23 protein-coding genes are annotated in these 22,046 nt (G+C 63.8%); 15 read left to right on the top strand and 8 right to left on the bottom strand.

Translation table 11 applies throughout. The annotated features are described in order from the left end of the window. Positions 1–6: 6 nt before the first annotated feature. Together ACI5KX_RS12790 and ACI5KX_RS12785 are read right to left on the bottom strand one after the other, a co-directional pair. On the bottom strand, positions 7–360 hold the full coding sequence (locus tag ACI5KX_RS12790; RefSeq protein WP_406811045.1) for a hypothetical protein: 354 nt from the start codon (positions 358–360) through the stop codon (positions 7–9). A 95-nt stretch (positions 361–455) separates the two neighbouring features. Then, the gene (locus tag ACI5KX_RS12785) at positions 456–1,844 is read right to left on the bottom strand and encodes a leucyl aminopeptidase family protein (protein WP_406811044.1); all 1,389 of its coding nucleotides are present in this window, start codon (positions 1,842–1,844) and stop codon (positions 456–458) included. Between the two features lie 66 nt (positions 1,845–1,910). On the opposite strand from ACI5KX_RS12785, the gene ACI5KX_RS12780 reads away from it, so the two are divergent. Both ACI5KX_RS12780 and map read left to right on the top strand, forming a co-directional pair. Then, the gene (locus tag ACI5KX_RS12780) at positions 1,911–2,720 is read left to right on the top strand and encodes a DUF3298 and DUF4163 domain-containing protein (RefSeq protein ID WP_406811043.1); all 810 of its coding nucleotides are present in this window, start codon (positions 1,911–1,913) and stop codon (positions 2,718–2,720) included. A gap of 33 nt (positions 2,721–2,753) precedes the next feature. Further along, entirely contained in the window at positions 2,754–3,578 is an 825-nt protein-coding gene (map, locus tag ACI5KX_RS12775; protein ID WP_406811042.1) for a type I methionyl aminopeptidase, read from the top strand. Here map and ACI5KX_RS12770 read toward each other — a convergent pair. From ACI5KX_RS12770 to ccmA, 3 genes are read right to left on the bottom strand one after another with little or no spacing between them, the layout of a single operon-like run. Then, positions 3,572–4,243, bottom strand: a complete 672-nt coding sequence (locus ACI5KX_RS12770) for a hypothetical protein (RefSeq protein ID WP_406811041.1) — start codon at positions 4,241–4,243, stop codon at positions 3,572–3,574. The two genes, map and ACI5KX_RS12770, sit on opposite strands and share 7 nt — an antisense overlap. A gap of 1 nt (position 4,244) precedes the next feature. Then, positions 4,245–4,895 (bottom strand): heme exporter protein CcmB, encoded by a 651-nt coding sequence (locus ACI5KX_RS12765; protein WP_406811040.1) that lies wholly within the window; start codon positions 4,893–4,895, stop codon positions 4,245–4,247. Continuing rightward, positions 4,892–5,503, bottom strand: coding sequence for a heme ABC exporter ATP-binding protein CcmA (gene ccmA, locus ACI5KX_RS12760; protein ID WP_406811039.1), 612 nt, complete (start codon positions 5,501–5,503; stop codon positions 4,892–4,894). Before ccmA ends, ACI5KX_RS12765 begins: the two co-directional genes overlap by 4 nt. A gap of 59 nt (positions 5,504–5,562) precedes the next feature. Between ccmA and ACI5KX_RS12755 the strand changes: the two genes are divergently transcribed. Then, a complete protein-coding gene (locus ACI5KX_RS12755) occupies positions 5,563–5,868 on the top strand; it encodes a 4a-hydroxytetrahydrobiopterin dehydratase (RefSeq protein ID WP_406811038.1) in 306 nt (101 codons plus the stop codon). Here ACI5KX_RS12755 and ACI5KX_RS12750 read toward each other — a convergent pair whose 3' ends face one another. Beyond that, complete coding sequence (locus ACI5KX_RS12750; protein ID WP_406811037.1) at positions 5,869–6,684, bottom strand: SDR family oxidoreductase; 816 nt, start codon at positions 6,682–6,684, stop codon at positions 5,869–5,871. A gap of 56 nt (positions 6,685–6,740) precedes the next feature. Next, the gene (locus ACI5KX_RS12745; RefSeq protein ID WP_406811036.1) at positions 6,741–8,705 is read right to left on the bottom strand and encodes a S9 family peptidase; all 1,965 of its coding nucleotides are present in this window, start codon (positions 8,703–8,705) and stop codon (positions 6,741–6,743) included. A 351-nt stretch (positions 8,706–9,056) separates the two neighbouring features. Here ACI5KX_RS12745 and ACI5KX_RS12740 point away from each other — a divergent pair, with 351 nt between their 5' ends. Then, the gene (locus tag ACI5KX_RS12740) at positions 9,057–10,352 is read left to right on the top strand and encodes a hypothetical protein (protein ID WP_406811035.1); all 1,296 of its coding nucleotides are present in this window, start codon (positions 9,057–9,059) and stop codon (positions 10,350–10,352) included. Positions 10,353–10,355: 3 nt separating this feature from the next. Here the strand turns inward: ACI5KX_RS12740 and ACI5KX_RS12735 are convergent, their stop codons facing one another. Beyond that, positions 10,356–10,973 carry a DNA-3-methyladenine glycosylase family protein gene (locus ACI5KX_RS12735; protein WP_406811034.1) on the bottom strand — a complete coding sequence of 206 codons (618 nt, stop codon included), beginning with the start codon at positions 10,971–10,973 and terminating at the stop codon, positions 10,356–10,358. 115 nt (positions 10,974–11,088) lie between these two features. On the opposite strand from ACI5KX_RS12735, the gene ACI5KX_RS12730 reads away from it, so the two are divergent. From ACI5KX_RS12730 to mraY, 11 genes are all read left to right on the top strand, one after another. Then, a complete protein-coding gene (locus ACI5KX_RS12730) occupies positions 11,089–11,406 on the top strand; it encodes a 2Fe-2S iron-sulfur cluster-binding protein (RefSeq protein WP_406811033.1) in 318 nt (105 codons plus the stop codon). Between the two features lie 187 nt (positions 11,407–11,593). Beyond that, entirely contained in the window at positions 11,594–12,616 is a 1,023-nt protein-coding gene (locus ACI5KX_RS12725) for a cysteine synthase A (protein ID WP_406811032.1), read from the top strand. Between the two features lie 18 nt (positions 12,617–12,634). Further along, the gene (locus ACI5KX_RS12720) at positions 12,635–13,015 is read left to right on the top strand and encodes a hypothetical protein (protein WP_406811031.1); all 381 of its coding nucleotides are present in this window, start codon (positions 12,635–12,637) and stop codon (positions 13,013–13,015) included. After that, positions 12,996–13,817, top strand: coding sequence for a hypothetical protein (locus ACI5KX_RS12715; RefSeq protein WP_406811030.1), 822 nt, complete (start codon positions 12,996–12,998; stop codon positions 13,815–13,817). The genes ACI5KX_RS12720 and ACI5KX_RS12715 overlap by 20 nt, the downstream gene beginning before the upstream one ends. Positions 13,818–14,225: 408 nt before the next feature. Further along, the gene (locus ACI5KX_RS12710) at positions 14,226–14,738 is read left to right on the top strand and encodes a division/cell wall cluster transcriptional repressor MraZ (protein ID WP_406811029.1); all 513 of its coding nucleotides are present in this window, start codon (positions 14,226–14,228) and stop codon (positions 14,736–14,738) included. After that, the gene (rsmH, locus tag ACI5KX_RS12705; protein WP_406811028.1) at positions 14,735–15,673 is read left to right on the top strand and encodes a 16S rRNA (cytosine(1402)-N(4))-methyltransferase RsmH; all 939 of its coding nucleotides are present in this window, start codon (positions 14,735–14,737) and stop codon (positions 15,671–15,673) included. The genes ACI5KX_RS12710 and rsmH overlap by 4 nt, the downstream gene beginning before the upstream one ends. Beyond that, complete coding sequence (locus ACI5KX_RS12700; RefSeq protein ID WP_406811027.1) at positions 15,670–16,227, top strand: hypothetical protein; 558 nt, start codon at positions 15,670–15,672, stop codon at positions 16,225–16,227. Before rsmH ends, ACI5KX_RS12700 begins: the two co-directional genes overlap by 4 nt. Then, entirely contained in the window at positions 16,224–18,017 is a 1,794-nt protein-coding gene (locus ACI5KX_RS12695) for a peptidoglycan D,D-transpeptidase FtsI family protein (RefSeq protein ID WP_406811026.1), read from the top strand. The genes ACI5KX_RS12700 and ACI5KX_RS12695 overlap by 4 nt, the downstream gene beginning before the upstream one ends. Continuing rightward, positions 18,014–19,498 carry a UDP-N-acetylmuramoyl-L-alanyl-D-glutamate--2,6-diaminopimelate ligase gene (locus ACI5KX_RS12690; protein WP_406811025.1) on the top strand — a complete coding sequence of 495 codons (1,485 nt, stop codon included), beginning with the start codon at positions 18,014–18,016 and terminating at the stop codon, positions 19,496–19,498. Before ACI5KX_RS12695 ends, ACI5KX_RS12690 begins: the two co-directional genes overlap by 4 nt. Continuing rightward, positions 19,495–20,955, top strand: a complete 1,461-nt coding sequence (murF, locus tag ACI5KX_RS12685) for a UDP-N-acetylmuramoyl-tripeptide--D-alanyl-D-alanine ligase (protein WP_406811024.1) — start codon at positions 19,495–19,497, stop codon at positions 20,953–20,955. Before ACI5KX_RS12690 ends, murF begins: the two co-directional genes overlap by 4 nt. 20 nt (positions 20,956–20,975) lie before the next feature. Then, positions 20,976–22,046: a phospho-N-acetylmuramoyl-pentapeptide-transferase gene (gene mraY, locus ACI5KX_RS12680; RefSeq protein ID WP_406811023.1), complete on the top strand. Its 1,071-nt coding sequence runs from the start codon at positions 20,976–20,978 to the stop codon at positions 22,044–22,046.

The raw sequence follows: 22,046 nt of genomic DNA, 5'->3' as shown, positions 1-22,046 counted from the left end.
GCCGGATCAGTCGGCGAGGCAACTCGCTTTCATGTAGCCGCTCGGGCCGTCCGGGCCGAGGCAGCCCCAGATCCAGTCGCCCGCGACATCCAGCACCTCGATCCGGGTGCCGGGTTCGAACCGGGTGATCACCGGGGAATCGTCGCGGGTGTTCTCCATTACCTCGACGCCTTGCGCGCCGACGGTGCGGATATGCGGGATCACGTAATGCGCTGCGAGATGCGTGCCCGCGAGCGCGATATGGGCAAGGTCGCCGCGCAGCGGCAGCGTTCCGGGCGCAGGCTTCTCGACCGGGCCTTTCAGACCCAGCACGCCCTCCGGCACTGTGTATTCGCTTGCTTGCACGTCAGTGCCGCTCATTCAGACTGTATCCTTAGCCCCTGATCGCGCGCTTAGCCGCCCGATGCTCGGTGGGCAAGCAGTCGGCAGGTGAACGTCCCCAACGCGGCAAGCGGTCAGGGGCTTCCGAAGCGCGCCTTGAGCATGTGCCAGCTCGCCCGAAGGCCATAGGCACCGCCGCCCTTGGGACGCCCCGGCTTGGCGAACGGGCGCCAGGCGAAGGTGTCGAAGTGAACCCAGTCGATCCCTTCGCCGACGAACCTGTCGAGGAACAGTCCGGCGACGCTTGCTCCGGCATAGGGGTTGGTGTGCGCGTTCGAGATGTCGGCGATGTCGGAGCTGAGATACTCGCGATAGCTGTCCGGAAGGGGCAGCCGCCATGGCTCGTCGTCGTTTTCCCTGCCGGCGTCGATCATGGCCTGCGCGGTCTCGTCCTTGCGGGTCATCATCGCCGCGTAGTCGGGGCCGAGCGCGACCCGCGCGGCCCCTGTCAGCGTGGCGAAATCGACGATGAGTTCGGGCTCCTCTTCGCTCGCTCGGGTGAGCGCATCGCCGAGGATCAGGCGGCCTTCGGCATCGGTGTTGTGGATCTCGACCGTCAGCCCTTTGCGGGTCGAGAGGATATCGCCCGGGCGGAAAGACGGGCCCGAAATCGCGTTCTCAACCGCGGGAATAAGCAGGTGCAGCCGCACCTTCAGGCCTGCGCCCATGATCAGGCCCGCCAGCGCGATCGCATGCGCCGCGCCGCCCATGTCCTTCTTCATCAGCCGCATGCCGCTCGCGGGCTTGATGTCGAGCCCGCCGCTGTCGAAACAAACCCCCTTGCCGACCAGCGCGAGCACCGGGTCGTCTTCCTTGCCCCAGGTGAGGTGCATGAGACGCGGCGCGTGCTTGCGATCCGCTGCGCGGCCCACGGCGTGGACCATCGGGTAACCCTGCTCGAGCGCGTCGCCCTTGGTCACTTCGAGCTTGGCGTTATGCGCCTTGGCGAGTTTCTCGACCTCGTCCTCGAGCGCGGCGGGGCCCATGTCTTCGGCAGGCGTGTTGACGAGATCGCGCACCCACATCTCGGCCTCGGCCTCAGCGACGAAGCCGGGCAGCCGCCCGACCTGATCGGTCAGCAGCACACGCGGGCCGACCGGTTTGTCCTCGTCCTTGTAGCGAGTGAACTTATATTGCCCAGTGAGCCAGCCGAACATCGCGGGGCCGGGCTGGCGGCCCTCGACCCGGTAGGTGCCTTCGGGCAAATCCTCGGCCAGTTTCGCAAGGCACCAGCTCGAAAGCTCCTCCGGATCAGCCACCCCGCCAACTGCGAAAAAGCTGTCGCCATCGGGCACGATCCCGACCTGATATCCACTGCCATCGAATTTCTGCGCGGCCAGCTGCGCGCGCTGCCCGGCGGAGAGCGTCTTGGCGAAATCGTCGAACCCCGCCTTGTTGACGAGGTGGATGGCAATTGCGTCTTGCCCGCGATCGGGCTGGATCAGATCTTTGATATCGGTCATGCTGGGGTAATTAAGACCGATCTATCAGTTGTCACGCGCGAATTGGCATTGGGGAGGGCGTAGGCCATGATGAAAGTATCGACGTTTGCAGCGGCGGCATTGAACATTGCGGCCTGTTCCGCGCCCGATCAGATCGCCGAAAAGACCGGCGTCGCCGTCGCGTCGGCGCAGGAGAGCGGGGCGGAGGCCGAATCCGGTCGCTACGAATTCAAGGACAGCGAAACGGTCGAGGGCGGAGAGCGCAATTTCCTATACGCCTGGCCGAAGACAGTCGCAGACATACCGAAGCTTGCGGCCGAACTCGACGAAAGACGCAAGAATGCGCTCGCCGAGCAGAAGGACTACTGGGCCGATGCGATCGAGAGCTGTCCCGAAGATGCGATCGCTTGTCGTAACAGCGAGTTCGAGCTTGAATGGAAGGTGGTCGCCGATACGCCGCGCTTCCTGAGCCTTTCTAACGGGATGTACACCTATTCGGGCGGCGCGCACGGCATGTATGGCCGCGGCGCGCTGGTGTGGGACCGCGAGGCCGAACGCTCCATGAATCCGCTCGAATTCTTCACCACGTCGCAGGCGCTCGATGATGCGATCGGCGCGGCGGCCTGCGACGCGCTTAACGAGGAGCGGGCAGAGCGGCGCGGCGAACCGGTCCCCGACGGAGCGAGCGAATGGCCCAACCAGTGCGTGAGCATGGAAGAGACGGGGATCTTCCTCGGATCGTCCGACGGGCAGGTTTTCGACAGCATCGAGGTCTATTACGGTCCGTATGTCGCAGGCGCCTACGCCGAGGGGGATTTCCAGTTCACCCTGCCGGTCACGCAAGCGGTGTTGGATGCGGTCGAGCCGGGGTATCGCGCGGCATTCGCGATCAAGTAGCATTTCGATGCGGTAATCGCTAAATAGCGCCGCATGACCGAATACCAGCTCATCGAAGGCACCGAGACCGTCTATCGCGACGGCACGATCAAGCTCCACACCCCAGAGGGGTACGAGGGAATGCGGAAGGCCGGACGGCTTGCCGCGACCATCCTCGACGAAGTGGCCGACCTCGTGCAGCCCGGCGTCACCACCGAGAGCATCGATACCGCGATCCGCGAGATGATGCTCGATGCCGGAGCGGTGCCTGCGACACTGGGCTATCGCGGCTACACGCACTCGAGCTGCATCTCGATCAACCACGTGATCTGCCACGGAATTCCGTCGGAAAAGGTGCTGAAGGAAGGCGACATCCTCAATGTCGACGTCACCCCATTGCTCGATGGTTGGCATGGCGACACGAGCCGGATGTTCTTCGCGGGCGAGCCCCCGCTGAAGGCGAAGCGGCTGGTCGACGTCACTTACGAATGCCTGATGCTCGGGATCGAGGCGGCGAAGCCAGGCGCTCGGCTGGGCGATATCGGTGCCGCGATCGAAGAGCACGCCAAGCAATTTCGCTATGGCGTGGTGCGCGAGTTCTGCGGGCACGGCCTTGGCCGCCTGTTCCACGATGCGCCCGAAGTGGTCCACGCTGCGAGGGCGGGGACCGGACCGGAGCTGAAGCCCGGCATGTTCTTCACCATCGAACCGATGATCAACCTCGGCAAGCCGTGGGCGAAGGTGCTGGGCGACGGCTGGACCGCAGTGACGCGGGACAAATCGCTGTCGGCGCAGTTCGAACACTCGATCGCGATCACCGAGGACGGGAACGAGATTTTTACAGCCAGCCCGACGGGGCGGGACAAGCCGCCTTATTGAGGCAGGCCGACAAGCAGCAGCAAGCCAGCGGCCATTACGATCACTACGGTGACCGAGAAGGCCAGCATCGACAGCACCGGTCGCGTCAGTCGCGCCAACACCAGCCAGTCATAAGCTAGCGCGATAGCAATTGTGATCGGCGGCTGGATGCCGATAGCGATCGGGTCCGGCAGTCCCAGCACTTGCACCACCCGCGCATAAGCGGGCGTCATCAGCGCAAGCGTAGCAATCAGCATCGCCTGTCGGTGCTCATGGATACGCTTGCCCCTCGCATAGTGCACCGCAAGAATATACAGCGGCACGAACGTGACGAAGGCGGCGACATTGACGATCGTAACCTCGATACGCCCCAATTCCTCGCCGATGTTAATCGAGATGAGGACCCCGGTGGTCAGCATCACCAGAACGAGCAGAATCGAGGCTCGTCCCAAAGCGCGATGAACGACGAATCTGTTAGCGGCGGCAAGATAGGCCTGGCTCACGAGCAGGCCGAGCCATGCGATCATGGCGGCGGCATGAACGACCACGATTGGCGTGAAGCGCGCCTGCACTTCCGTGTGAATCAGCGACTTGGCGCCGAAAGCGAGCACGGTGAAAACCAGCAGGCCAAGGGCAATCCGGCCCAGCAGCACGTTGGCCGCTCGCTGATGCCGGGGTGCTTTCACTTCAAACCTCCCGAGCAGCCCTGATCGCCGCCCCCGCTGCAAAGGGCGCGATCGCCACCAGCAGCAAACTGATCGCTGCCACAAAGCCCAAACTCGCCGCATCGCTCCTTGCCAGCGCGCCTGCGCCGAAGATCAGGATCGGCAATGCTAGCGGGATCAGCAGCAGGCCCGACAGCGCGGCTCCGGCGCGCAAGGTTGCGGTGAGCGCCGCGATCATCAGGCCGATGGCGGCGAGGCCCGGCGTGCCCGCCAGCAGGCCGAGCAGCAGCAGGCGCAACGCGTCTCCATCAAGCGCCAGCAGTGCGGCAGCGGGAAAGGTTGCGAGCAGCAGCGGCGGGCCGAAGCTCAGCCAGTGCGCGAGCAGCCGCACCGCCATCATCACCTCTTCGGTCAGCCCGCGCAGCTTGAGCTGGTCGAACACGCCAAGCTCGATATCCTGCGCCACCAGCTTTTCGAGCGGCAGCACCGCCGCGAGCAGCGCCGCGATCCACACCACTCCGCCGCCGGACCGCGCGAGCATCGCCGGATCGGGCCCGACGGCAAAGGGATAGAGCATGGCCACCGCGACGAAGAACACCACCGGCAGCGCCGCGCCGCTCCCGGTGAAGGGGAAGAACTTGGCGAGGTCGCGTTTGAGAAGCGCGGCGATCACCCTGCATGCTCCTGTGCAGGCGCGAAGTCCTCGATAGCGAGGGTCTTCAGACCCTCGATTGCGAGCGGCTGGTGCGAGGCGATCAGCGCAATCCCGCCGGCGCCGATATGCAATTGGATCAGCGACGTGACCTTGGCGATCGTCTCGGTGTCCAGCCCTGCAAGCGGTTCGTCGAGCAGCCACACTGGCACGCTGCGATTGAGCAGGGCCGCCATTGCCGCGCGCTTCCTCTGTCCGGTCGATAGATACCGTACCGGGACATCGAGCAGCGGCTCCAGCCCGAGCACTGCCAGCGCGCCAGCGGGATTGCCGCAGCCATCGATCCGCTCCCAGAACGCCAGTGCCTTGCCCAACTGCAGATCGGGATCGAGCCCGGTGCGCTCGTCGAGCAATCCGAGTCCGCCCTCGATAGAGACGCTTCCGGCAAACGGCGTCAGCAACCCTGCCAGCGCGCGGATCAGCGTCGTCTTGCCGGTCCCGTTTGCGCCCGTCACGTGCATCGCCTCGCCAGCACCAAGCGCGAAAGACAGCCCGCGAAACAGCAGCCGGTCGCCGCGACGGCACGCGAGATCGTTTGCAGAGAGGGAAGGAGTCTGAGAACCTTGCATGCATTCACGCGTTAGGCAAAAGCACGCCCGCTCACAACAAGATGAAGAGGAAGCCTGCCATGGCGAATGTCCCCGAACTCGACGAGAAAGAACGCGAAGAGCTGCTCAAGGACCATCCGGACTGGGAGCTGGCGCGAGAGGGCAAGGCGATTTCCCGCACCTTCCAGTTCGAGGATTTCTCCGAAGCATGGGGTTTCATGAGCCGGGTGGCGCTGATCGCGGAAAGCCACGATCACCATCCCGAATGGTTCAACGTTTACGCCAAGGTCGAGATCACGCTGACCACACACGACGCGGGCACCAGCGGCGGCCTGTCGCAGCGCGATGCGAAGATGGCGCGGGCGATCGACCGGATCGTGGAGTAACTACTTGCCCAGGAGCGAAGCCGACATACGGCCCTGCTTGCGGACCTTGCCCGGCATCCAGCGCTTGGCGAAATTCAGTTTCCGAGCGGTCTTGCCGACGAGATAATGCAGATCGTGGCCGTGCACCGCGTTCCAGATCGTTTCAGCGACCTCCTCCACCGGCGTAATTTCGAGACCTGCCGCTTTCACCCGATCGCGCACCGGTTCGTTCGACTTGCGGTTGCCGGTCCCGTCGAGCAGCGGAGTCTCGATAAAGCTCGGACAAATCGAGCAGACCTTGATCTCTTCCGGCGCCCATTCGGCATCGAGGCTTTCGGCGATCCCGCGCACCGCGAACTTGGTTGCGCTGTAGACGCTCAGCCCGGATCCGCCGTTGATCCCGGCTGCGCTGGCGATGTTGACGAGGCACGATCCCGGCGCGGTTTTCTGGAGGTAGGGATAGGCCGCCTGCGCGCCGAACAGCACGCCTTTCAAATTGATGTCGAGGCAGCGCTCGATCTCTTCGGTTTCAAGCCCGGCCAGCGGACCGCCGGTGGCGATCCCGGCATTGTTGACCACGACATCGATCCGCCCGCCGGCAGCCGTGGCGAAAGCGGCGAGGGCGGTTTCCCATGCCTCACGGTCGCGGACATCAAGCTTGTGGGCGTATTTGAAGCCGCCCGGGATCAGGCCGAGCGTGTCTTCCATGCCCGTTTCGTTGACGTCGCCGATCCCGACGAACCAGCCGCGCTCTCCGAAATAGCGCGCGGTGGCGCGGCCAATCCCCGAGGCTCCGCCCGAAATGAAAATGCTGCGGCGCTGATCCGATGCGCTCATGTGATCCCTCTCCGATTGCGATTTGCAACCCTTTTTAGAGAGCGTGAGCGCGCTTGTCATCCACCCAAAGCGGCTTCCAGTCCTTTCACGTGGGGCGCGCCTTCGGGAACCTCGGCAGACGAGGGCTCGAGCACCTCGCCCAGCGGCTCGGCCCTTCCGCCGATGCATTCGGCAAGGAAGTTCTCGGCGATACCGTAAAACGCCATGTTGTTCGCTGGCTTGGCGAAGCCGTGGCCTTCGTCGGGATAGAGGACGTAGGTTACAGGAATCCCGGCCTCCTTCATCGCGCCCACGATCTGGTCGCTTTCCGACTGCTTGACGCGCGGATCGTTGGCACCCTGAGCAATCAGCAGCGGCCTGGTGATCTTGTCGGCTTTGTAGAGCGGGCTCGCCGCCTTGAGCATTGCGAGACCTTCTTCGGTCCCGGGGTTACCCATGCGTTCGTGGAAGATCTTCACCATAGGTGCCCAATAGGGCGGGATGGTGGAGAGCAGCGTTTCGAGATTGGAAGGGCCGACGATATCGACCCCGCAGGCGAAGACATCGGGCGTGAAGGTCAGCCCGGCGAGCGTTGCGTAGCCGCCGTAGGAACCGCCCATGATCGCGACTTTGTCCTTCTGCGCGATACCTTCGGCGATGGCCCATTCGACCGCGTCGATCAGGTCGTCGTGCATCGCGAGGCCCCACTGTTTGTTGCCTGCATTGATGAAGTTCTTGCCGAAGCCGGTCGAGCCCCGGAAGTTCACCGACAGCACTGCGTAGCCGCGATTGGCGAGCAGCTGGTGGTTCGAATTGAACCCGTATCCGTCGCGCGCCCACGGGCCGCCGTGAACCAGAAGCACCATAGGCACCGGGCTTTCGGGGCGGCCGTCGCCATTCGTATCCGATCCCGGCGGAAGGGTCAGGTAAGACGGCAGGGTGAGGCCATCGCGGCTCGCGATCTCGACCGGATGCATCGGTTGCAGCGGCGCGCCCTCGAGTTCGGGGCGGGTGACGTAGAACGGCGTCAGCGTGCTCGCATCGCGGTCGTAGATGTAGGTCGCGATCGGTCCCGTCATGGGATCGTTGAAGACGATCCAGGTGCGGTCGTCGTCGGTGCGGCTCATCACCCCGTATTCGCCTTCGAACTGGTCGCGCAGCCAATCGAGCGAGGCGCCGATGTCCGGATCGATCGTGGTCCATTCGGTCTTGAGGTAATTTACCGAATAGGCCTGCACTTCGCCGGTCTGCTGGTGGCGAATGGTGCTGCCGATATCGGCCTTGTCGTTCTCGGCGATGAGCGTGCGTTCGCCCGATGCCGTGTCCTGAGCATAGAGCGCGGCAGTGTTCCGCCCGCGGCTGTCGAGCCAGTAGAGCACCGATCCGTCGACGGTGTAGCCGGCAGGCGCGGTGGTCAGCGAGTATTCCATCGCCGTGGTTTCAAACGGCTCATCTTCGACGACGTTGGCGCTGACACGAAAATAGTCTGTCCCGCCGGCCTCGTTCTGTGCCATCGCCATGCGTAGCGTAAGGCTGTCGTCGGCTAGGAAACCCGCATAGGCGTTGTTCTCGTAGACCAGTTCGAGAGCGCCGGTGTTGAGGTTGAGCCGGTGGACATCGTGCCACTGCGGATCGCGGTTGTTGAGGCCGACGAGGATCTCGTCCTTGATCGTCTCCGAAGCGCCGACGACCTGCACCCGGGTGTTCTCGAACGGGGTGAGGCAGGTTTCCTCGCCGCTCGCGACGTCGATGCGGTAGAGCAGGAAATTTTCGTCTCCGCCCTTGTCCTGGATGTAGCCGACGCTCTTCGCATCGGGCGCCCAGAAATGCTCGCGGATGGGGCGGTCCGTGGCAGAGGTGATCGCCTTTGCGGCTTCGGGATCATCTGCAAGGGCGAGCCAGATGTTGAGTACGCCATCGAGCGGCGCGAGCCAGCTCAGCCACTTGCCGTCGGGGCTGATCTTGCCCTGCGCGCGGGTCGGATTGCCGAACAGGTGATCGCGCGGGATTAGAGGGGCGAATTCGGTTGTCTGGGGGGTCATTTTGGCTCCGGTTTGAGCGTGGTGGTCTGCAGAAAGTGTCGCGGGCGCAGCAAGCGCCAGGGCTGTGACCGATGCGACAGGTGCGCGGGTGGTCTTGGTGATCGGTGACCTAGCTGTGATCCTCTCCAACTCAAGCATTTGCGGGTAGGTGTGTTGTCCAAGCAATACACGCTCTGGCGAGCTATTCAACCTTAACCCCCCTTTGTTTGAGGGGTGGGGTCGAGAACCGGCCCTTCTGATGCGATTTTCGCCAACACCTGGGTTCGTAGACAAAGGTGCACGGTCGTGCCACTACCGTAATTACCTGATTCGGGTCGCTCCTTTTTGGGGGTATTGATCGTGGGTCAAGGAATGGAGCTGATCGGCCGTTCGCGCAGGAAACTGCGATTCAAAAACGGAACGGAATTTCGCAACGCGATCGATCTACAGAAGAACGCGATCTATCAGGGACCCGGCGGCACGAACCGCCGCTCGACCGCGCTGAATTCCATTGCCGATCAACTCGACAAGATCAGCAATACGCGAAAGATCGAGATCTCCGCATATCTCGCCGCCCTCGAGAACCTGGTCTTTTTTTGCGACGTCTACCTTAATTCCCAGTCGAAACTGAAGAAGGCGCAGCAGAAGCTGAAAAAGAACAAGAGCCGCTCTCTCGAGGCGGTGGCCGGGCTTAAACAGGACGCGGCCCAGCGTCTGACGGACATCAACGATTCGATCGATGCATACGAAGCTCGCATCCAGACCATGGCGAAAGACCCGGTTCGAGATCCCAATTTAGGGGTCAATTCGGGTCGTCATTTCTTCCGCAAGGCAGCTGGCCGCGCACTGAACGAGCATGAGCTCAACGAGCTGGTGATGGAGGACACGCGCGCTTCGTTCCCGGACAAGAACATCCAGGGTTCGGCGGCAGCGGCCACAATTCGCTACCAGCGAAGGCAGGCGATCGACATGAGCAACGCACCCGGCACCGGTGGGCAGCCTGCCACCAACAAGGAGAAGAACGACTTCCGTTCGGACCAGCTTAGGAAGGGCGGGCTTTGGCAGATCCGGCGGATCATCAAGACTCAGCCGGAATTCCTGATTGGGAATGACAAGAACCCGGTAACGCAGCTGACCTATCTGCGCAGCCAGACTGATCGAGATCCCTACCACATCACTTTCGAGGAAGGGACCAACCGGGTCACCAAGGCCAATGGTCAGCCGCTTCATACGGGAGGAGAACCTGGCAAGTTCTGGATCTTCGCCGTGGATAATGCGACGGGCGATTTCTACGCGATGCCCGGTGGCCGGGACACCGCCCACCACAGCTCCTTTTTTGCCGGAATGCCGGTGATGTGTGCGGGCAATATCTACGCAAAGAACGGCCGGCTCATCTCGATCGACAACGGCAGCGGTCACTATCAACCGACCGCCGACCACCTGTATGACGCATGCCTGTTCCTCAAGCACGAATGGAACGTCAATCTCGGCAGCGAGGAAAACAATAACTGCGTCTGGGCGATGATCATGCAAGGCGATGAGAAGCCCACTTTTGTCATTCCGGCGGCTGAATACCTCAACGCCTCGCACGCGCGGCCAGCGAACCGTCGGTTTAGGAACCTGGCAGAGGGCCAAAACAGGCTGGAAGAACTGTTCGATAACGCCTGAGCTTCAAAGAGCCGGGTTCGCGTAATAGTGCCAGGTGAAGATCGCCATCGCCCCGCGGTGTGGCGACCATCGGCTGCCTATCTCGCGCGCTTCCTTTTCCTTGGGGCGCTCGTCCATATCGAGCAGGCGCTTCACGCCCTCCTGAACCGCAAGGTCGCCCGCAGGCCAGATATCCGGGCGGCCCTCCGCGAACAGCAGGTAGATCTCCGCCGACCAGCGCCCAATGCCCTTGATCCGGGTGAGTTCTTCGATCGCTTGCTCGTCATCGGCGGGCAGCGCATCGAAATCGAGTTCGCCCGCCTCGACCAGTTCGCACAAGGACCGCGCATAGCCCTGCTTCTGGCGCGACAACCCGCAGGCGCGCAGCGTATCGAAATCGCGCTTCAGGAGGCAAGCGGGCGTGAAGTCCTCTCCCAGTTCGGCTTCGAGCTTGTTCCACATCGAACTCGCTGCCGCGACCGAGACCTGCTGGCCGACGATCGTGCGCAGCAGCGTCTTGTAGCCACGCGGGCGGATGCGCGGCTCGGGGTAGCCGACCCGCGCCAGTTCGCGCGCCAGCACTTCGTCCTCTCTCGCCAAGGCGTCGAGACCGTCCTGCATCTGCTTGGCGGTAAGCCCCACTAACACATCCCCTAGCTTGCCTTGGCTTTCGGAACGTCCTAGCAGCGCGGCGGTTCTATCGATAGCGCGCAATCTTGCGCTCAATGTCACTGCCACGAAAGAGGAATTGCAGCCCATGCCCAAGCTGGTCGTCACCAACCGTGAAGGCGAAACGAGCGAGATCGAGGTCGAAGACGGCCTGACGGTGATGGAAGCCATCCGCGACAACGGCTTCGACGAGCTGCTGGCGCTGTGCGGCGGGTGCTGTTCGTGCGCCACCTGCCACGTTCACATCGATGGCGGCGCGACCGACAAGCTTCCGGCGATGAGCGAGGACGAGGACGACCTTCTCGAGTCCTCCGATCACCGCAAGGAAAACTCGCGCCTGTCGTGCCAGATCCCGTTCACGGCGGAGCTCGACGGGCTGCAGGTAACTATCGCCCCCGAAGATTAATGTTGTTCAAGTCCGGGTTGCGTACGCCCGTCCGGGCGTGCGATCTCCTCGCTGCCGCGGCCTGAAGGCCGCATCGCTGCGGGCGGGCAGTCGCCCTTGCGGTTGCTGTGCAACCGATAGCCGCTCTGTTTGGGCGAATACGCAATCTTCGTTGCGGCATCTTGTATGACAGCCTAACTCGGACCGCATGAACATCACCAAACCTTTCGGCGATACGCTCGCCCTGATCGGTAACACTCCGCTGGTGCGGCTTGCGGGTCCGAGCGAGGCGGCCGGGTGCGACATCTGGGGCAAGTGCGAATTCGCCAATCCCGGCAGCAGCGTGAAGGATCGCGCGGCGCTGTTCATGATCCGCGATGCGGAAGCGCGCGGCGAACTGCAGTACGGCGGCACCGTGATCGAGGGGACGGCGGGCAACACCGGGATCGGCATCGCGCTGGTCGCCAACGCGCTTGGTTACAAGACGATCATCGTCATGCCGGACAACCAGTCGAAGGAGAAGATGGACACCCTGCGTGCTCTAGGCGCCCAGCTGGTGCTCGTCCCGCCGACCAAATACGCCGACCCTGCGCATTTCCAGCACGTCTCGCGCCGCATGGCGGAAGAAACCGAAGGCGCGATCTGGGCCGGTCAATTCGATAACGTCGCCAATCGCAAGGCGCATATCGAGGGCACCGCGCAAGAGCTGTGGGAGCAGCTCGAAGGCCGGATCGACGGCTTCACCTGCGCTGCCGGTACCGGCGGAACGATCGCCGGCGTCGGTATGGGATTGAAGGAGAAGGACGAGACCGTCCGCATCGCGCTTACCGATCCGCATGGGGCGGCGCTCTACAATTACTACGCGCATGGCGAACTGAAGGCCGAAGGCTCTTCGGTCGCCGAGGGGATCGGGCAAGGGCGGATCACCGCCAATCTAGAAGGCGCGCCGATCGATACGCAGTTCCGCATCTCCGACGAGGAAGGGCTGGTCTGGGTCGCGCGGCTGCTGCGCGAAGAGGGCCTGTGTCTTGGCCTTTCGAGCGGGATCAACGTCGCGGGCGCGATCGAACTCGGTAAGCAGCTGGTTGCCGAGGGGCGCGAGAACCCGCAAGTGGCGACGATCCTGTGTGACACCGGCTTTCGCTATCTTTCGACTCTCTACAATGCCGATTGGCTGGAGGCGAAAGGCCTGCCCGTTTTCGATTGGCTGGTGCGCGGCGATGACGCCTGATAGGATTGCCCTATGCCAGTGAAAAATCCTTTCGAGCGCTTCAACGGCAACCGGCAGGTCGACACCGCGCCGCCCGAAGGCGCGCCGCTGGGCGGTACGCGCGGCGAGGCGGTGCAACGTCTGCAGATCGGTCTGTCCGGGATTGCGGCGATGGTGCTGCTGGTCGGCCTTGCGAGCATTATCGGGAGCCAGGCCAACCTGACCGAACAGTCCGCTGTCCCCGATGCTGCACCGACCACCGAGCCGACCGCTGCACCGCAGCAGCGCGATCCGCTCGCCGATGCGGGCGTCGTGCCCGATATTCCGGCAGAGCCAAGCCCGACTCCGACCACCGGCACCGTGCAGGCACAACCCACCGGAGCCGCGACCCCACCGGCCGATGCCACGCCGCAGCCTTGAGCTTTTTATCGGTGCCACCTTCCTGCTCGCGCTGATCGTGGGCGGGTGGATCGCGTATCAGGAATACACCAAGGCGTGCTGCGCCTTCCCCGACGAACCCGAACCGCGCCCGACCGAGAAATTGGGCCTGATGACGAGCCTGCCGATCTACTGGCCGCTCGATGCCGACATGGAGGACATCGCCAGCGGCAATGCCGAGATGCCGTGGCAGCGGCGGATACTTGAAAGCCGATACGAACTGGTCCCGCTCGACACCCTCTCGCCGATTCCCGCGCTTTCCCCGGATGAGCCCGACACCGATCCGCTGGCGGGTCTCGAACGACTGGCGGTGATTCAGCCGCGCGGGCTGTCGCCTGCGGACAATGTCGCGCTTGACGACTGGGTACGGGAGGGCGGCCAGCTGCTGCTGGTGCTCGATCCGATGCTGACCGGCGACTACGATGCGCCCCTCGGCGATCCGAAGCGTCCGGTCGATACTGCGCTGATCCCGCCCGTCGTTGGGCGGTGGGGGCTTACGATTTCCTTTGATCCCGATGGGCAATACGAGCGCCGACCACTAAAAGTGGACGAAGAGACGTTCTCAATCTTTGCAGCGATCACGGGTAGGATTGAAGTTGTTGCTCCCGATAGCGCTTCTTGCGAGCTGCGTGCCCAGAATATTGTCGCCCAATGCAAGGTAGGCGCGGGACACGTTACGCTGATGGCGGATGCTACAGTCTTCGAGGTTTTGGTTGAGCCAACCATTCGGCCGCCATCAGGGGATACGCAGCTGGGGCAACTGCTTCGATTTGCTTTCCCCTGATAACCAATCGGGGAAATCGCGGGAAGTGCGAGCGACTCCAAGGGACTCGGCGCGGGAATCTCGGGGATTCGGCGCGATTTCAGCCCATTAATGTGGGTCTTTGGGGGATTCTCGGTGGGGCCAAATCGTGCTAACGATGGCGCATGGGATGGTAAACATACAATAAATCAATTATTTACCATGTAATCCCTAGAAATCCCGCAAAAACCCCTTCCATCCCGCTCCTATCCCCGATATTACCGGGTTCCATCAAACATGCCGGTTTGTCTCGCGTCGCCCGCATGGGGAGGCGCGCTGCCCCCACTTGCGCGAGGGTGGCGGCGAGAAAGGCGTGTCTGAGGAGAAGGCCATTCAGGAGGTTTTTGGCCGGGGAACACCCCGTTCGGGGAATTGAGGGGATCGAGGCGCGTGACTGCCTTTGGAGGATACAGTGGACAGGCCTATTCGCCCGCGGGCGATAAGGGTCGTTTCGTCCTGCCTCCGGCGTTCCGCAAAGCCGTCAAGGAAAGCTCCGACGGGTCCAAGACGCTGTGTCTTGCCTCCCACGACAAGTTCGATTGCCTCATCGGTTTCGGTCTCTCGCGCATCGAAAAGCTTCACAAGAAGCTCGATGACGAGGAAGAACGCGCGATCCGTCTCGGGATCGGCGACTTCGACCGCGATGTGCGTGCGCAGCAGCTCTTCGGGTTCGAGCAACTGCCCTTCGACGACAGCGGACGCTTCGTCATGCCCGATCACCTGCGCGATCTCGGCAAGGTCGGCGACGGGCTCTATTTCCAGGGCGCGGGCGATTTCTTCTTCATCTGGAATCCCGAAGAACTGGCGCGGATGGACGACAGCTGGCGCGGCGCGAAGGCGGCGTGCGACAAGCTGATCGGCGATCTGCAGGCCAAGGCCAAAGGGAAGGGGGCGAAGAAATGACCCAGCCCCATATTCCCGTCCTGCTCGATGAAGTGATCGCCGCGATCAAGCCGCGCAAGGGAATGGATATCGTCGATGCGACTTTCGGCGCGGGCGGCTACACCCGCGCGCTGCTTGATGCGGGTGCGCGCGTCTATGCTTTCGACCGCGATCCCAATGCGATCCGCGAGGGGCAGGCGATGGTCTCCGAATATGAGGGCCGCCTGTCGCTTCACCAGGAACGCTTCGCAAGCATGCGCGAGGAACTGCTGCGCATCGGCGTCCCGCAGGTCGATGCGGTCGTGATGGATATCGGTGTTTCCTCGATGCAGCTCGACCAGAGCGAGCGCGGGTTTGCATTCTCGGCAGATGGCCCGCTCGACATGCGCATGAGCCAGAGCGGCGAAAGCGCGGCGGACTTTCTCAACACCGCCGACGAAGCCGCGATCGCCGACGTGCTCTACCAATATGGTGAAGAGCGCCAGTCGCGCCGCGTCGCCCGCGCGATAGTGAATGCGCGCCCGCTCGAGACCACCGGCGAACTCGCTCGCGTGGTGCGCAAGGCGCTCGGCCACAAGCCGCACGACAAGAAGGACCCCGCGACCCGCACCTTCCAGGCGGTGCGTATCCACGTCAACGACGAGCTTGGCGAGCTCAAGGCGGGGCTGAACGCTGCAGAAGCGCTGCTGAAGGAAGGCGGCGTGCTCGCCGTGGTCAGCTTCCACAGCCTCGAGGACCGCATCGTCAAACGCTTCTTCAAGGAAGCGAGCGGGGCGGGTCGCGCGGTGTCGCGGCACCTGCCGGGCGAAGTGCCCGGTCCCGAGCCGGTTTTCACCAAAGTTTCCAAGGCGATCCGCCCGTCAGAGGCCGAAATCGCCCGCAATCCGCGCGCGCGATCCTCGACGCTGCGCCACGCCATCCGCACGGCAGTACCAGCAAGGGAGCAAGCAGCATGATGACCACTTCGCAAATGCGTTCGCTCGGCTGGATGGCGGTGCTTGCGGTCTGTGTCGGCCTGTTCGTCGTGCTGAGCCTGCGCGTCCATGCGGTGAAGAGCGAAGTGCTGCTTGCCGAGCGAAAGATCGTCTCGCTCGAGCGCCATAACAAGCTGCTTGAAACCGAATTCGAAACCCGCGCCAGCCAGCGCCAACTGGCCAATTGGAACGCGGTCGAGTTCGGCTTCGAGGCGCCGCGCGCGGACCAGTATCTCGAAGGCGAGCGCCAGCTTGCCGCTCTCGGCCAGCCGCTCGGTCCCGGTGCGCCGAGCCCGATCCGCGTCGCCCGCGCCGATACTAGCGAGCCAGTGCCGTCCGATCGCGAAATGGTCTCGCCGATCACCGGGGAGGCGATCACGCTTGCCGCACTCGGCGAAGAGGCCGACGCCGGCGCGGTGTTCGCCGATGCCTTCGGCGACTTCCTGATCGAAGCTTCGCCTATCCGCGCAGCCAATGCCCAGACCGGCGACGCCGCCTCACGTCTCGCCGCCGAAGCCGCACGAGGTCGCGAATGAACGCCTACAGCCCTGGGCTGGGGCTGCAATTCGGCGAGAGCGCCTTCCTTGACCGCGATCCGCGACCGGCGCGTCAGACACCTTCGCCCGGTCCGGCCATCCCGGCGGGCCGGGGCCAATTGGTGCAACTGCGCTTCCAGACGGTCCTGACCGCACGCCAGCGCGTGCTGCTGATTGCCTGCATCTTTGCGCTCGTCGCGCTCGCCGCACTCGGCCGGATCGCGTGGTTGGGATTTGCCGGATCCGCCCCGAACCAATCGAGCCTCACCGAGCAATTGCTGCCACCGAGGGGTGAAATCACCGATCGTCACGGGACGCCGCTTGCGCGCGCTTTCCCGGCCTATGCGTTGTGGTATGATCCCGATGCGATGGGCGACGGCGGATCGCCGCTGGTTCGCAGCCCGCAAGAGATCTCGGGGGCGTTGAAGGCGATATTCCCCGACCTCGACGAAACCGAGATCACGCAGCGGCTCGCGACGGGCAAGGCGGGATACCTGCGCCGCCGCGTGCTGCCCGAAGAAGCGAACCGGGTGTTCGAGCTGGGCGAGATCGCTCTCCAGTTCCCGCAGGAAACCGACCGGCACTATCCGCAAGGGTCGCTCGCGGCGCACATTCTTGGCTACACGGTCGAGGGCGAGGGTGGCAGGCTCGGCATGGAACAGGTGCTCGAAGAACGGCTCGCCGATCCGGACCTGCGCGGCGAACCTGTCGCGCTGTCGATCGACGTGCGGGTGCAGGGCGCGCTCGAGGACGAGCTTCGGCGGGGCATGCTATCGACCAATGCGATCGGCGCGGCAGGCGTGGTTCTCGATGTCGACACCGGCGAGGTCATGGCAATGGCATCGCTGCCCGAATTCGACCCGAACGTGGTCGGGGCAAGCGGCGCGCCCAACGTCTTCAACCGTGCGACCAACGGGCTGTACGAGCTCGGTTCTACCTTCAAACCGCTGACCGTCGCCGCCGCGATCGACGCCGGAGTCGTGCGCGACCTCGGCCGGAACTGGGATGCGCGACCGGTGACCGTCGGCAACCGCACCATTCGCGATCTCAAGCCCAAGGGCGACGTGCTCAACGTGCCGCAGGCGCTGGTCTATTCCTCGAACACCGTCACCGCGCGGGTCGTCGACGAGCTTGGCTCGAAACGACTCCAGCAAATGCTGGTCGATCTCAACATGGACAGCCGTCCGCAAATCGAACTGCCCGCGCGTGGCAAGCCCCTGTGGCCGCAGAACCCGGAAAATCGCCATACCAACATGGTGATCGGCTACGGACACTCGCTCGCCGTGACGCCGCTGCACCTCGCCAACGCCTATGCCGCGATGGTCAATGGCGGGATCTGGCGCCCGGCGACCCTGCACAAGCTCGATCCCGCGGATGTCCCGCGCGGCAAACGCGTGTTCAAGGCGTCGACTTCCTCGCGCATGCGGCAGATGCTGCGGATGATCTCGCTCTATGGCACCGGACGCAGCGCCGATGCCCCCGGATACCGTGTCGGCGGCAAGACGGGATCGGCGGAAAAGCCGGGCAAGGGCGGCTATTCCGAACGCAAGATCATCTCGACCTTCGCCGCGGCCTTCCCGATGGACCGTCCACGCTACGTGATCGTCGCGATGATCGACGAACCGCGCGGAACGATGGCAAGCTCGTTCCAGCGGACTGCGGCGTTCAACGCAGCACCGGTCGTCGGACGGCTCGTGCCGCGGATCGGGCCGATGCTCGGCGTGCGCCCCGACGCCAATCGCGATGTCGATATTTCCGACCTGCGCTATCTCGTCGAGAAATCGAAATGAGGCTCGCTAGGCTGATCGAACAGGCGGGGATCGCCGGTATCGAGTCCGGCGACGCGACGGTGACCGGGTTCGCGATCGATCATCGCAAGGTCGCGCCCGGAACGGTGTTCGGCGCCTTCCAGGGTGCGAAGTTCAATGCCGAGGATTTCATCCCAGCCGCTGTCGAAGCCGGCGCGGTCGCGGTGGTCGCCCGGCCTGGCGTCAAGGTCGAAGGCGCGATCCATGTCGCCTCCGAGGAGCCGCGCAGGACTTTCGCCAATCTCGCCGCACAGTTCTTCACTCCCGTGCCCGCAACCGTGGTCGCGGTGACGGGGACCAACGGCAAGACCTCGACGGTCGAAATGACGCGCCAGATCTGGCGCATGTGCGGTGAGCGCGCCGCGAGCATCGGCACGCTCGGCGTGACCACGCCCGACGGCAGCGTCTCCACCGGTCTGACCACACCCGACATCGTCACCTTCCTTTCCAACATGAGCGGACTGGCGCGCGAAGGCGTGACCCATGTCGCCTATGAGGCTTCGAGCCACGGCCTTTCGCAATTCCGCAACGAAGGATTGCCGGTGGCAGCGTGCGCCTTCACCAATTTCAGCCGCGACCACCTCGATTACCATGGCACGATGGAGGAGTATTTCGCGGCCAAGATGCGCCTTTTCGACGAAGTCGTGAGCGAGGGTGCACCGGCCATCATCTATTGCGGCGGGGACGATAGCGAGTGGACCCGCCGCGCCGTGGAGCATGCGACATCCCACAATTTGCGCGTGCTCACAGTGGGCGAGCGAGGTGCTTTCCTCCGCCTCGCCGCCCGCGAGGCGACCCAGCTCGGTCAGACGCTGACTGTCGAACACGAAGGTCAGGCGCGAACCGTCAAGTTGCTCCTGATCGGAGAGTACCAGGCGGCGAACGCGCTGGTGGCGGGAGGGCTCGCGCTGGCGACCGGGGCCGACACCGCGCAGGTATTCGACGCGCTCGGACGTTTGCAGCCGGTGCGCGGGAGGCTCGAACGCGCGGTCATCACCGCCAGCGGCGCGCCGGTCTATGTCGATTACGCACACACACCCGACGCGCTCGAAGCTGCTATCCATGCCCTGCGCCCGCATGTCGAAGAAGACAAAGGCGGTCGGCTTATCGTCGTTTTCGGTGCGGGTGGTGATCGCGACACTGGAAAGCGCGCGCCGATGGGCGCAGTCGCTTCGGCGGCTGCGGACGTGGTGATCGTCACCGACGACAATCCGCGTGGAGAAGACCCGGAGGCCATCCGTGCGGAGGTTCTCTCGGGCGCAGGCGACAATGCTGTTGAAATCGGCGGGCGACGGGAAGCCATCGCGGAAGCAATCGGGCAGGCGGGGGCGCACGATATCGTCCTTGTCGCAGGAAAGGGCCACGAAGAGGGCCAGATAATCGGGTCGGGAGAAGCTATGCGGGTATTGCCGTTCAATGACGTTCAGGTCGCACGCGAATGCGCAGCAGAGGTTTCGGCATGAGCGCCGCGCACGCCCTGCTTCGTGCCTGGCCGGTCGATCCGCGCGACAACCTCCCGCTTGCGCTGTGGGATTCAGCGGCCATCGAGGCCGCGACCGGCGGCACCGCCAGCCATGCCTTCCAGGCCTCGGGGATCGAGATGGACAGCCGCGATGTGCGCCCGGGCGACGTCTTCGTCGCTTTGATCGGGGAGGCGATGGACGGTCACAAATTCATCCCCGCCGCCTTCGCCAAGGGCGCGGTAGCGGCGATCGTCGATCGCCCGGTCGATTTCCCGCATGTACTGGTCAAGGACACCACCGAAGCGCTGCACGCGCTCGCCCATGCCGCGCGCGACCGCAGTCCGGCCAGGCGTATCGCGGTCACCGGTTCGGTCGGCAAGACCGGGGTCAAGGAAGCGATTTTCGCGAGCCTCGACCGCGCAAGCCGCGGCGCAGCGCATCGCAGCGTACGCAGCTACAACAACCATGTCGGCGTGCCGCTCAGCCTCGCCCGGCTTCCCGCGCGCGCGAAATTCGGCGTATTCGAAATGGGAATGAACCATGCGGGCGAGATTGCCCCGCTGGCCGACCACGTGCGCCCGCATGTTGCGCTTATCACCACCATCGCGCCCGCTCACATCGAGAACCTCGGAAGCATGGAGGCGATTGCCGACGAGAAGTCGCAGATTTTCACCGGCCTGGTCGAAGGCGGCACGGCGGTGATCCCGGCGGACAGCGAGTATGCGCCGCGCATGATCGAACACGCTCGCAAGCTCGGCGTAAAGATCGTCACCTTCGGACGCAGCGCCGATGCCGATGTGCGGCTGCTCGATGCGATCCCGAGCGCCAATGGCGGTTCGCTCGTGACAGCCGATCTCGGCGACGCGCGGGTGTGCTATTCGGTCGCCGAGCCGGGCGAACACTGGATCGCCAATTCGCTTGGCGTCATGGCGGCGGTTCGCGCGGCTGGCGGGGATCTGGCTTCGGCGGGCCTCGCGCTTGCCGAAATGGGCGGGCTCAAAGGACGCGGCGCGCGGTTCGATATAGCGGTGGCGGGCGGCAAGGCATTGCTTGTGGATGAAAGCTACAATGCCAATCCGGCGAGCATGCGTGCGACGCTGCGCCAGCTCGGTCAGACGCCGGCACATCGGAGGGTGGCCGTGCTCGGCAGCATGAAGGAATTGGGCGATTTCGCCTACGACTTTCACCGCCAGCTCGCCGAACCGATCGCCGAGGCGAAAATCGACCACGTGATCCTCGTTGGCGACGAGATGCGCGTCCTGGCGGGGGAACTGGGGAAACCACGAAGCAATTCGCTTGGCATTCGCCCCGGCTTCGCCCATTGCGAAGGTCCTGACGAAGCGATTGAGGCGCTCGAAGCGTTCGGTCTCACCCACGGCGATGCTGTGCTCGTGAAGGGCTCCAATTCAGTCGGCCTCGGCAGGCTGGTGAAACACTTTACGAGCGCCCCGGGGTAAGGCGGGGGCGAGGGATCTGAATGCTCTACCTACTCGCCGAATGGCTGGGCTTCGAAGGCATACTGAACCTGATTCGGTACCAGACGTTCCGCTTCGGCGCGACGCTGATGACCGCGCTCGTCATCGGCCTCATTATCGGGCCCCGGTTCATCAACATGCTTCGCGTGCGGCAGGGCAAAGGCCAGCCGATCCGCGAGGACGGGCCGCAATCGCATCTCGCCAAGCGCGGCACCCCGACGATGGGCGGGCTGATGATCCTCGTTTCCCTGACGATCGCGCTGCTGCTTTGGATGGACCTGAAGAGCCCGTTCGTCTGGGCCTGCCTCGCGGTGACGATCGGCTTCGGGATCATCGGATTTCTCGACGATTACGACAAGGTTTCCAAGAACAGTCACGCAGGGCTTTCCGGACGAGTCAGGCTTCTGGCCGAATTCGCCGTTGCCGGCGTCGCATCCTACCTGATCGTCAGCCAGATCAGCACCGATCTCTATGTTCCTTTCTTCTCCGACCGGGTGATCCCTCTGGGCCCGGCCTATTACGTGTTCGCGGCCTTCGTCATCGTCGGCGCCGGAAATGCGGTGAACCTCACCGACGGGCTGGATGGCCTTGCAATCATGCCGGTCATCATCGCCGCCGGGACATTCGCGATCATCGCCTATCTGGTCGGGCGTACCGACTTCACCGAGTATCTCGGTATTCCGTATGTCGAAGGTGCGGGCGAGCTCGCGATCTTTTCCGCCGCGATCATGGGGGCGGGGCTCGCCTTCCTGTGGTTCAACGCGCCGCCCGCAGCGGTGTTCATGGGCGACACCGGATCGCTGGCGCTCGGCGGAGCGCTGGGTGCGATCGCCGTTGCCAGCCATCATGAGGTCGTGCTCGCCATCGTCGGCGGGCTGTTCGTGCTCGAGGCGGTCTCGGTCATCATCCAGGTCTTCTGGTTCAAGCGGACCGGCAAGCGGGTGTTCCGCATGGCGCCGATCCACCACCATTTCGAACAGCTCGGCTGGAGCGAAAGCAAGGTCGTGATCCGGTTCTGGATCATCTCGATCGTGCTCGCGCTGATGGGCCTGGCCACGCTCAAGCTGAGGTAA

Origin of the sequence: Erythrobacter sp. GH1-10 (assembly GCF_045363165.1) — a bacterium.
Taxonomy (GTDB): domain Bacteria; phylum Pseudomonadota; class Alphaproteobacteria; order Sphingomonadales; family Sphingomonadaceae; genus Erythrobacter.
The sequence above is the reverse complement of the archived record's forward strand: the minus strand, read 5'-3'. Positions and strand labels throughout refer to the sequence as shown.

Excerpts from the sequence above, each read along its gene's own strand:
- ACI5KX_RS12790 (WP_406811045.1), bottom strand. The coding sequence starts at position 360 with ATGAGCGGCACTGACGTGCAAGCAAGCGAATACACAGTGCCGGAGGGC.
- ACI5KX_RS12785 (WP_406811044.1), bottom strand. The coding sequence starts at position 1,844 with ATGACCGATATCAAAGATCTGATCCAGCCCGATCGCGGGCAAGACGCA.
- ACI5KX_RS12780 (WP_406811043.1), top strand. The coding sequence starts at position 1,911 with ATGATGAAAGTATCGACGTTTGCAGCGGCGGCATTGAACATTGCGGCC.
- map (WP_406811042.1), top strand. The coding sequence starts at position 2,754 with ATGACCGAATACCAGCTCATCGAAGGCACCGAGACCGTCTATCGCGAC.
- ccmA (WP_406811039.1), bottom strand. The coding sequence starts at position 5,503 with ATGCAAGGTTCTCAGACTCCTTCCCTCTCTGCAAACGATCTCGCGTGC.
- ACI5KX_RS12755 (WP_406811038.1), top strand. The coding sequence starts at position 5,563 with ATGGCGAATGTCCCCGAACTCGACGAGAAAGAACGCGAAGAGCTGCTC.
- ACI5KX_RS12750 (WP_406811037.1), bottom strand. The coding sequence starts at position 6,684 with ATGAGCGCATCGGATCAGCGCCGCAGCATTTTCATTTCGGGCGGAGCC.
- ACI5KX_RS12745 (WP_406811036.1), bottom strand. The coding sequence starts at position 8,705 with ATGACCCCCCAGACAACCGAATTCGCCCCTCTAATCCCGCGCGATCAC.
- ACI5KX_RS12740 (WP_406811035.1), top strand. The coding sequence starts at position 9,057 with ATGGAGCTGATCGGCCGTTCGCGCAGGAAACTGCGATTCAAAAACGGA.
- ACI5KX_RS12730 (WP_406811033.1), top strand. The coding sequence starts at position 11,089 with ATGCCCAAGCTGGTCGTCACCAACCGTGAAGGCGAAACGAGCGAGATC.
- ACI5KX_RS12725 (WP_406811032.1), top strand. The coding sequence starts at position 11,594 with ATGAACATCACCAAACCTTTCGGCGATACGCTCGCCCTGATCGGTAAC.
- ACI5KX_RS12715 (WP_406811030.1), top strand. The coding sequence starts at position 12,996 with ATGCCACGCCGCAGCCTTGAGCTTTTTATCGGTGCCACCTTCCTGCTC.
- rsmH (WP_406811028.1), top strand. The coding sequence starts at position 14,735 with ATGACCCAGCCCCATATTCCCGTCCTGCTCGATGAAGTGATCGCCGCG.
- ACI5KX_RS12700 (WP_406811027.1), top strand. The coding sequence starts at position 15,670 with ATGATGACCACTTCGCAAATGCGTTCGCTCGGCTGGATGGCGGTGCTT.
- ACI5KX_RS12695 (WP_406811026.1), top strand. The coding sequence starts at position 16,224 with ATGAACGCCTACAGCCCTGGGCTGGGGCTGCAATTCGGCGAGAGCGCC.
- ACI5KX_RS12690 (WP_406811025.1), top strand. The coding sequence starts at position 18,014 with ATGAGGCTCGCTAGGCTGATCGAACAGGCGGGGATCGCCGGTATCGAG.
- murF (WP_406811024.1), top strand. The coding sequence starts at position 19,495 with ATGAGCGCCGCGCACGCCCTGCTTCGTGCCTGGCCGGTCGATCCGCGC.
- mraY (WP_406811023.1), top strand. The coding sequence starts at position 20,976 with ATGCTCTACCTACTCGCCGAATGGCTGGGCTTCGAAGGCATACTGAAC.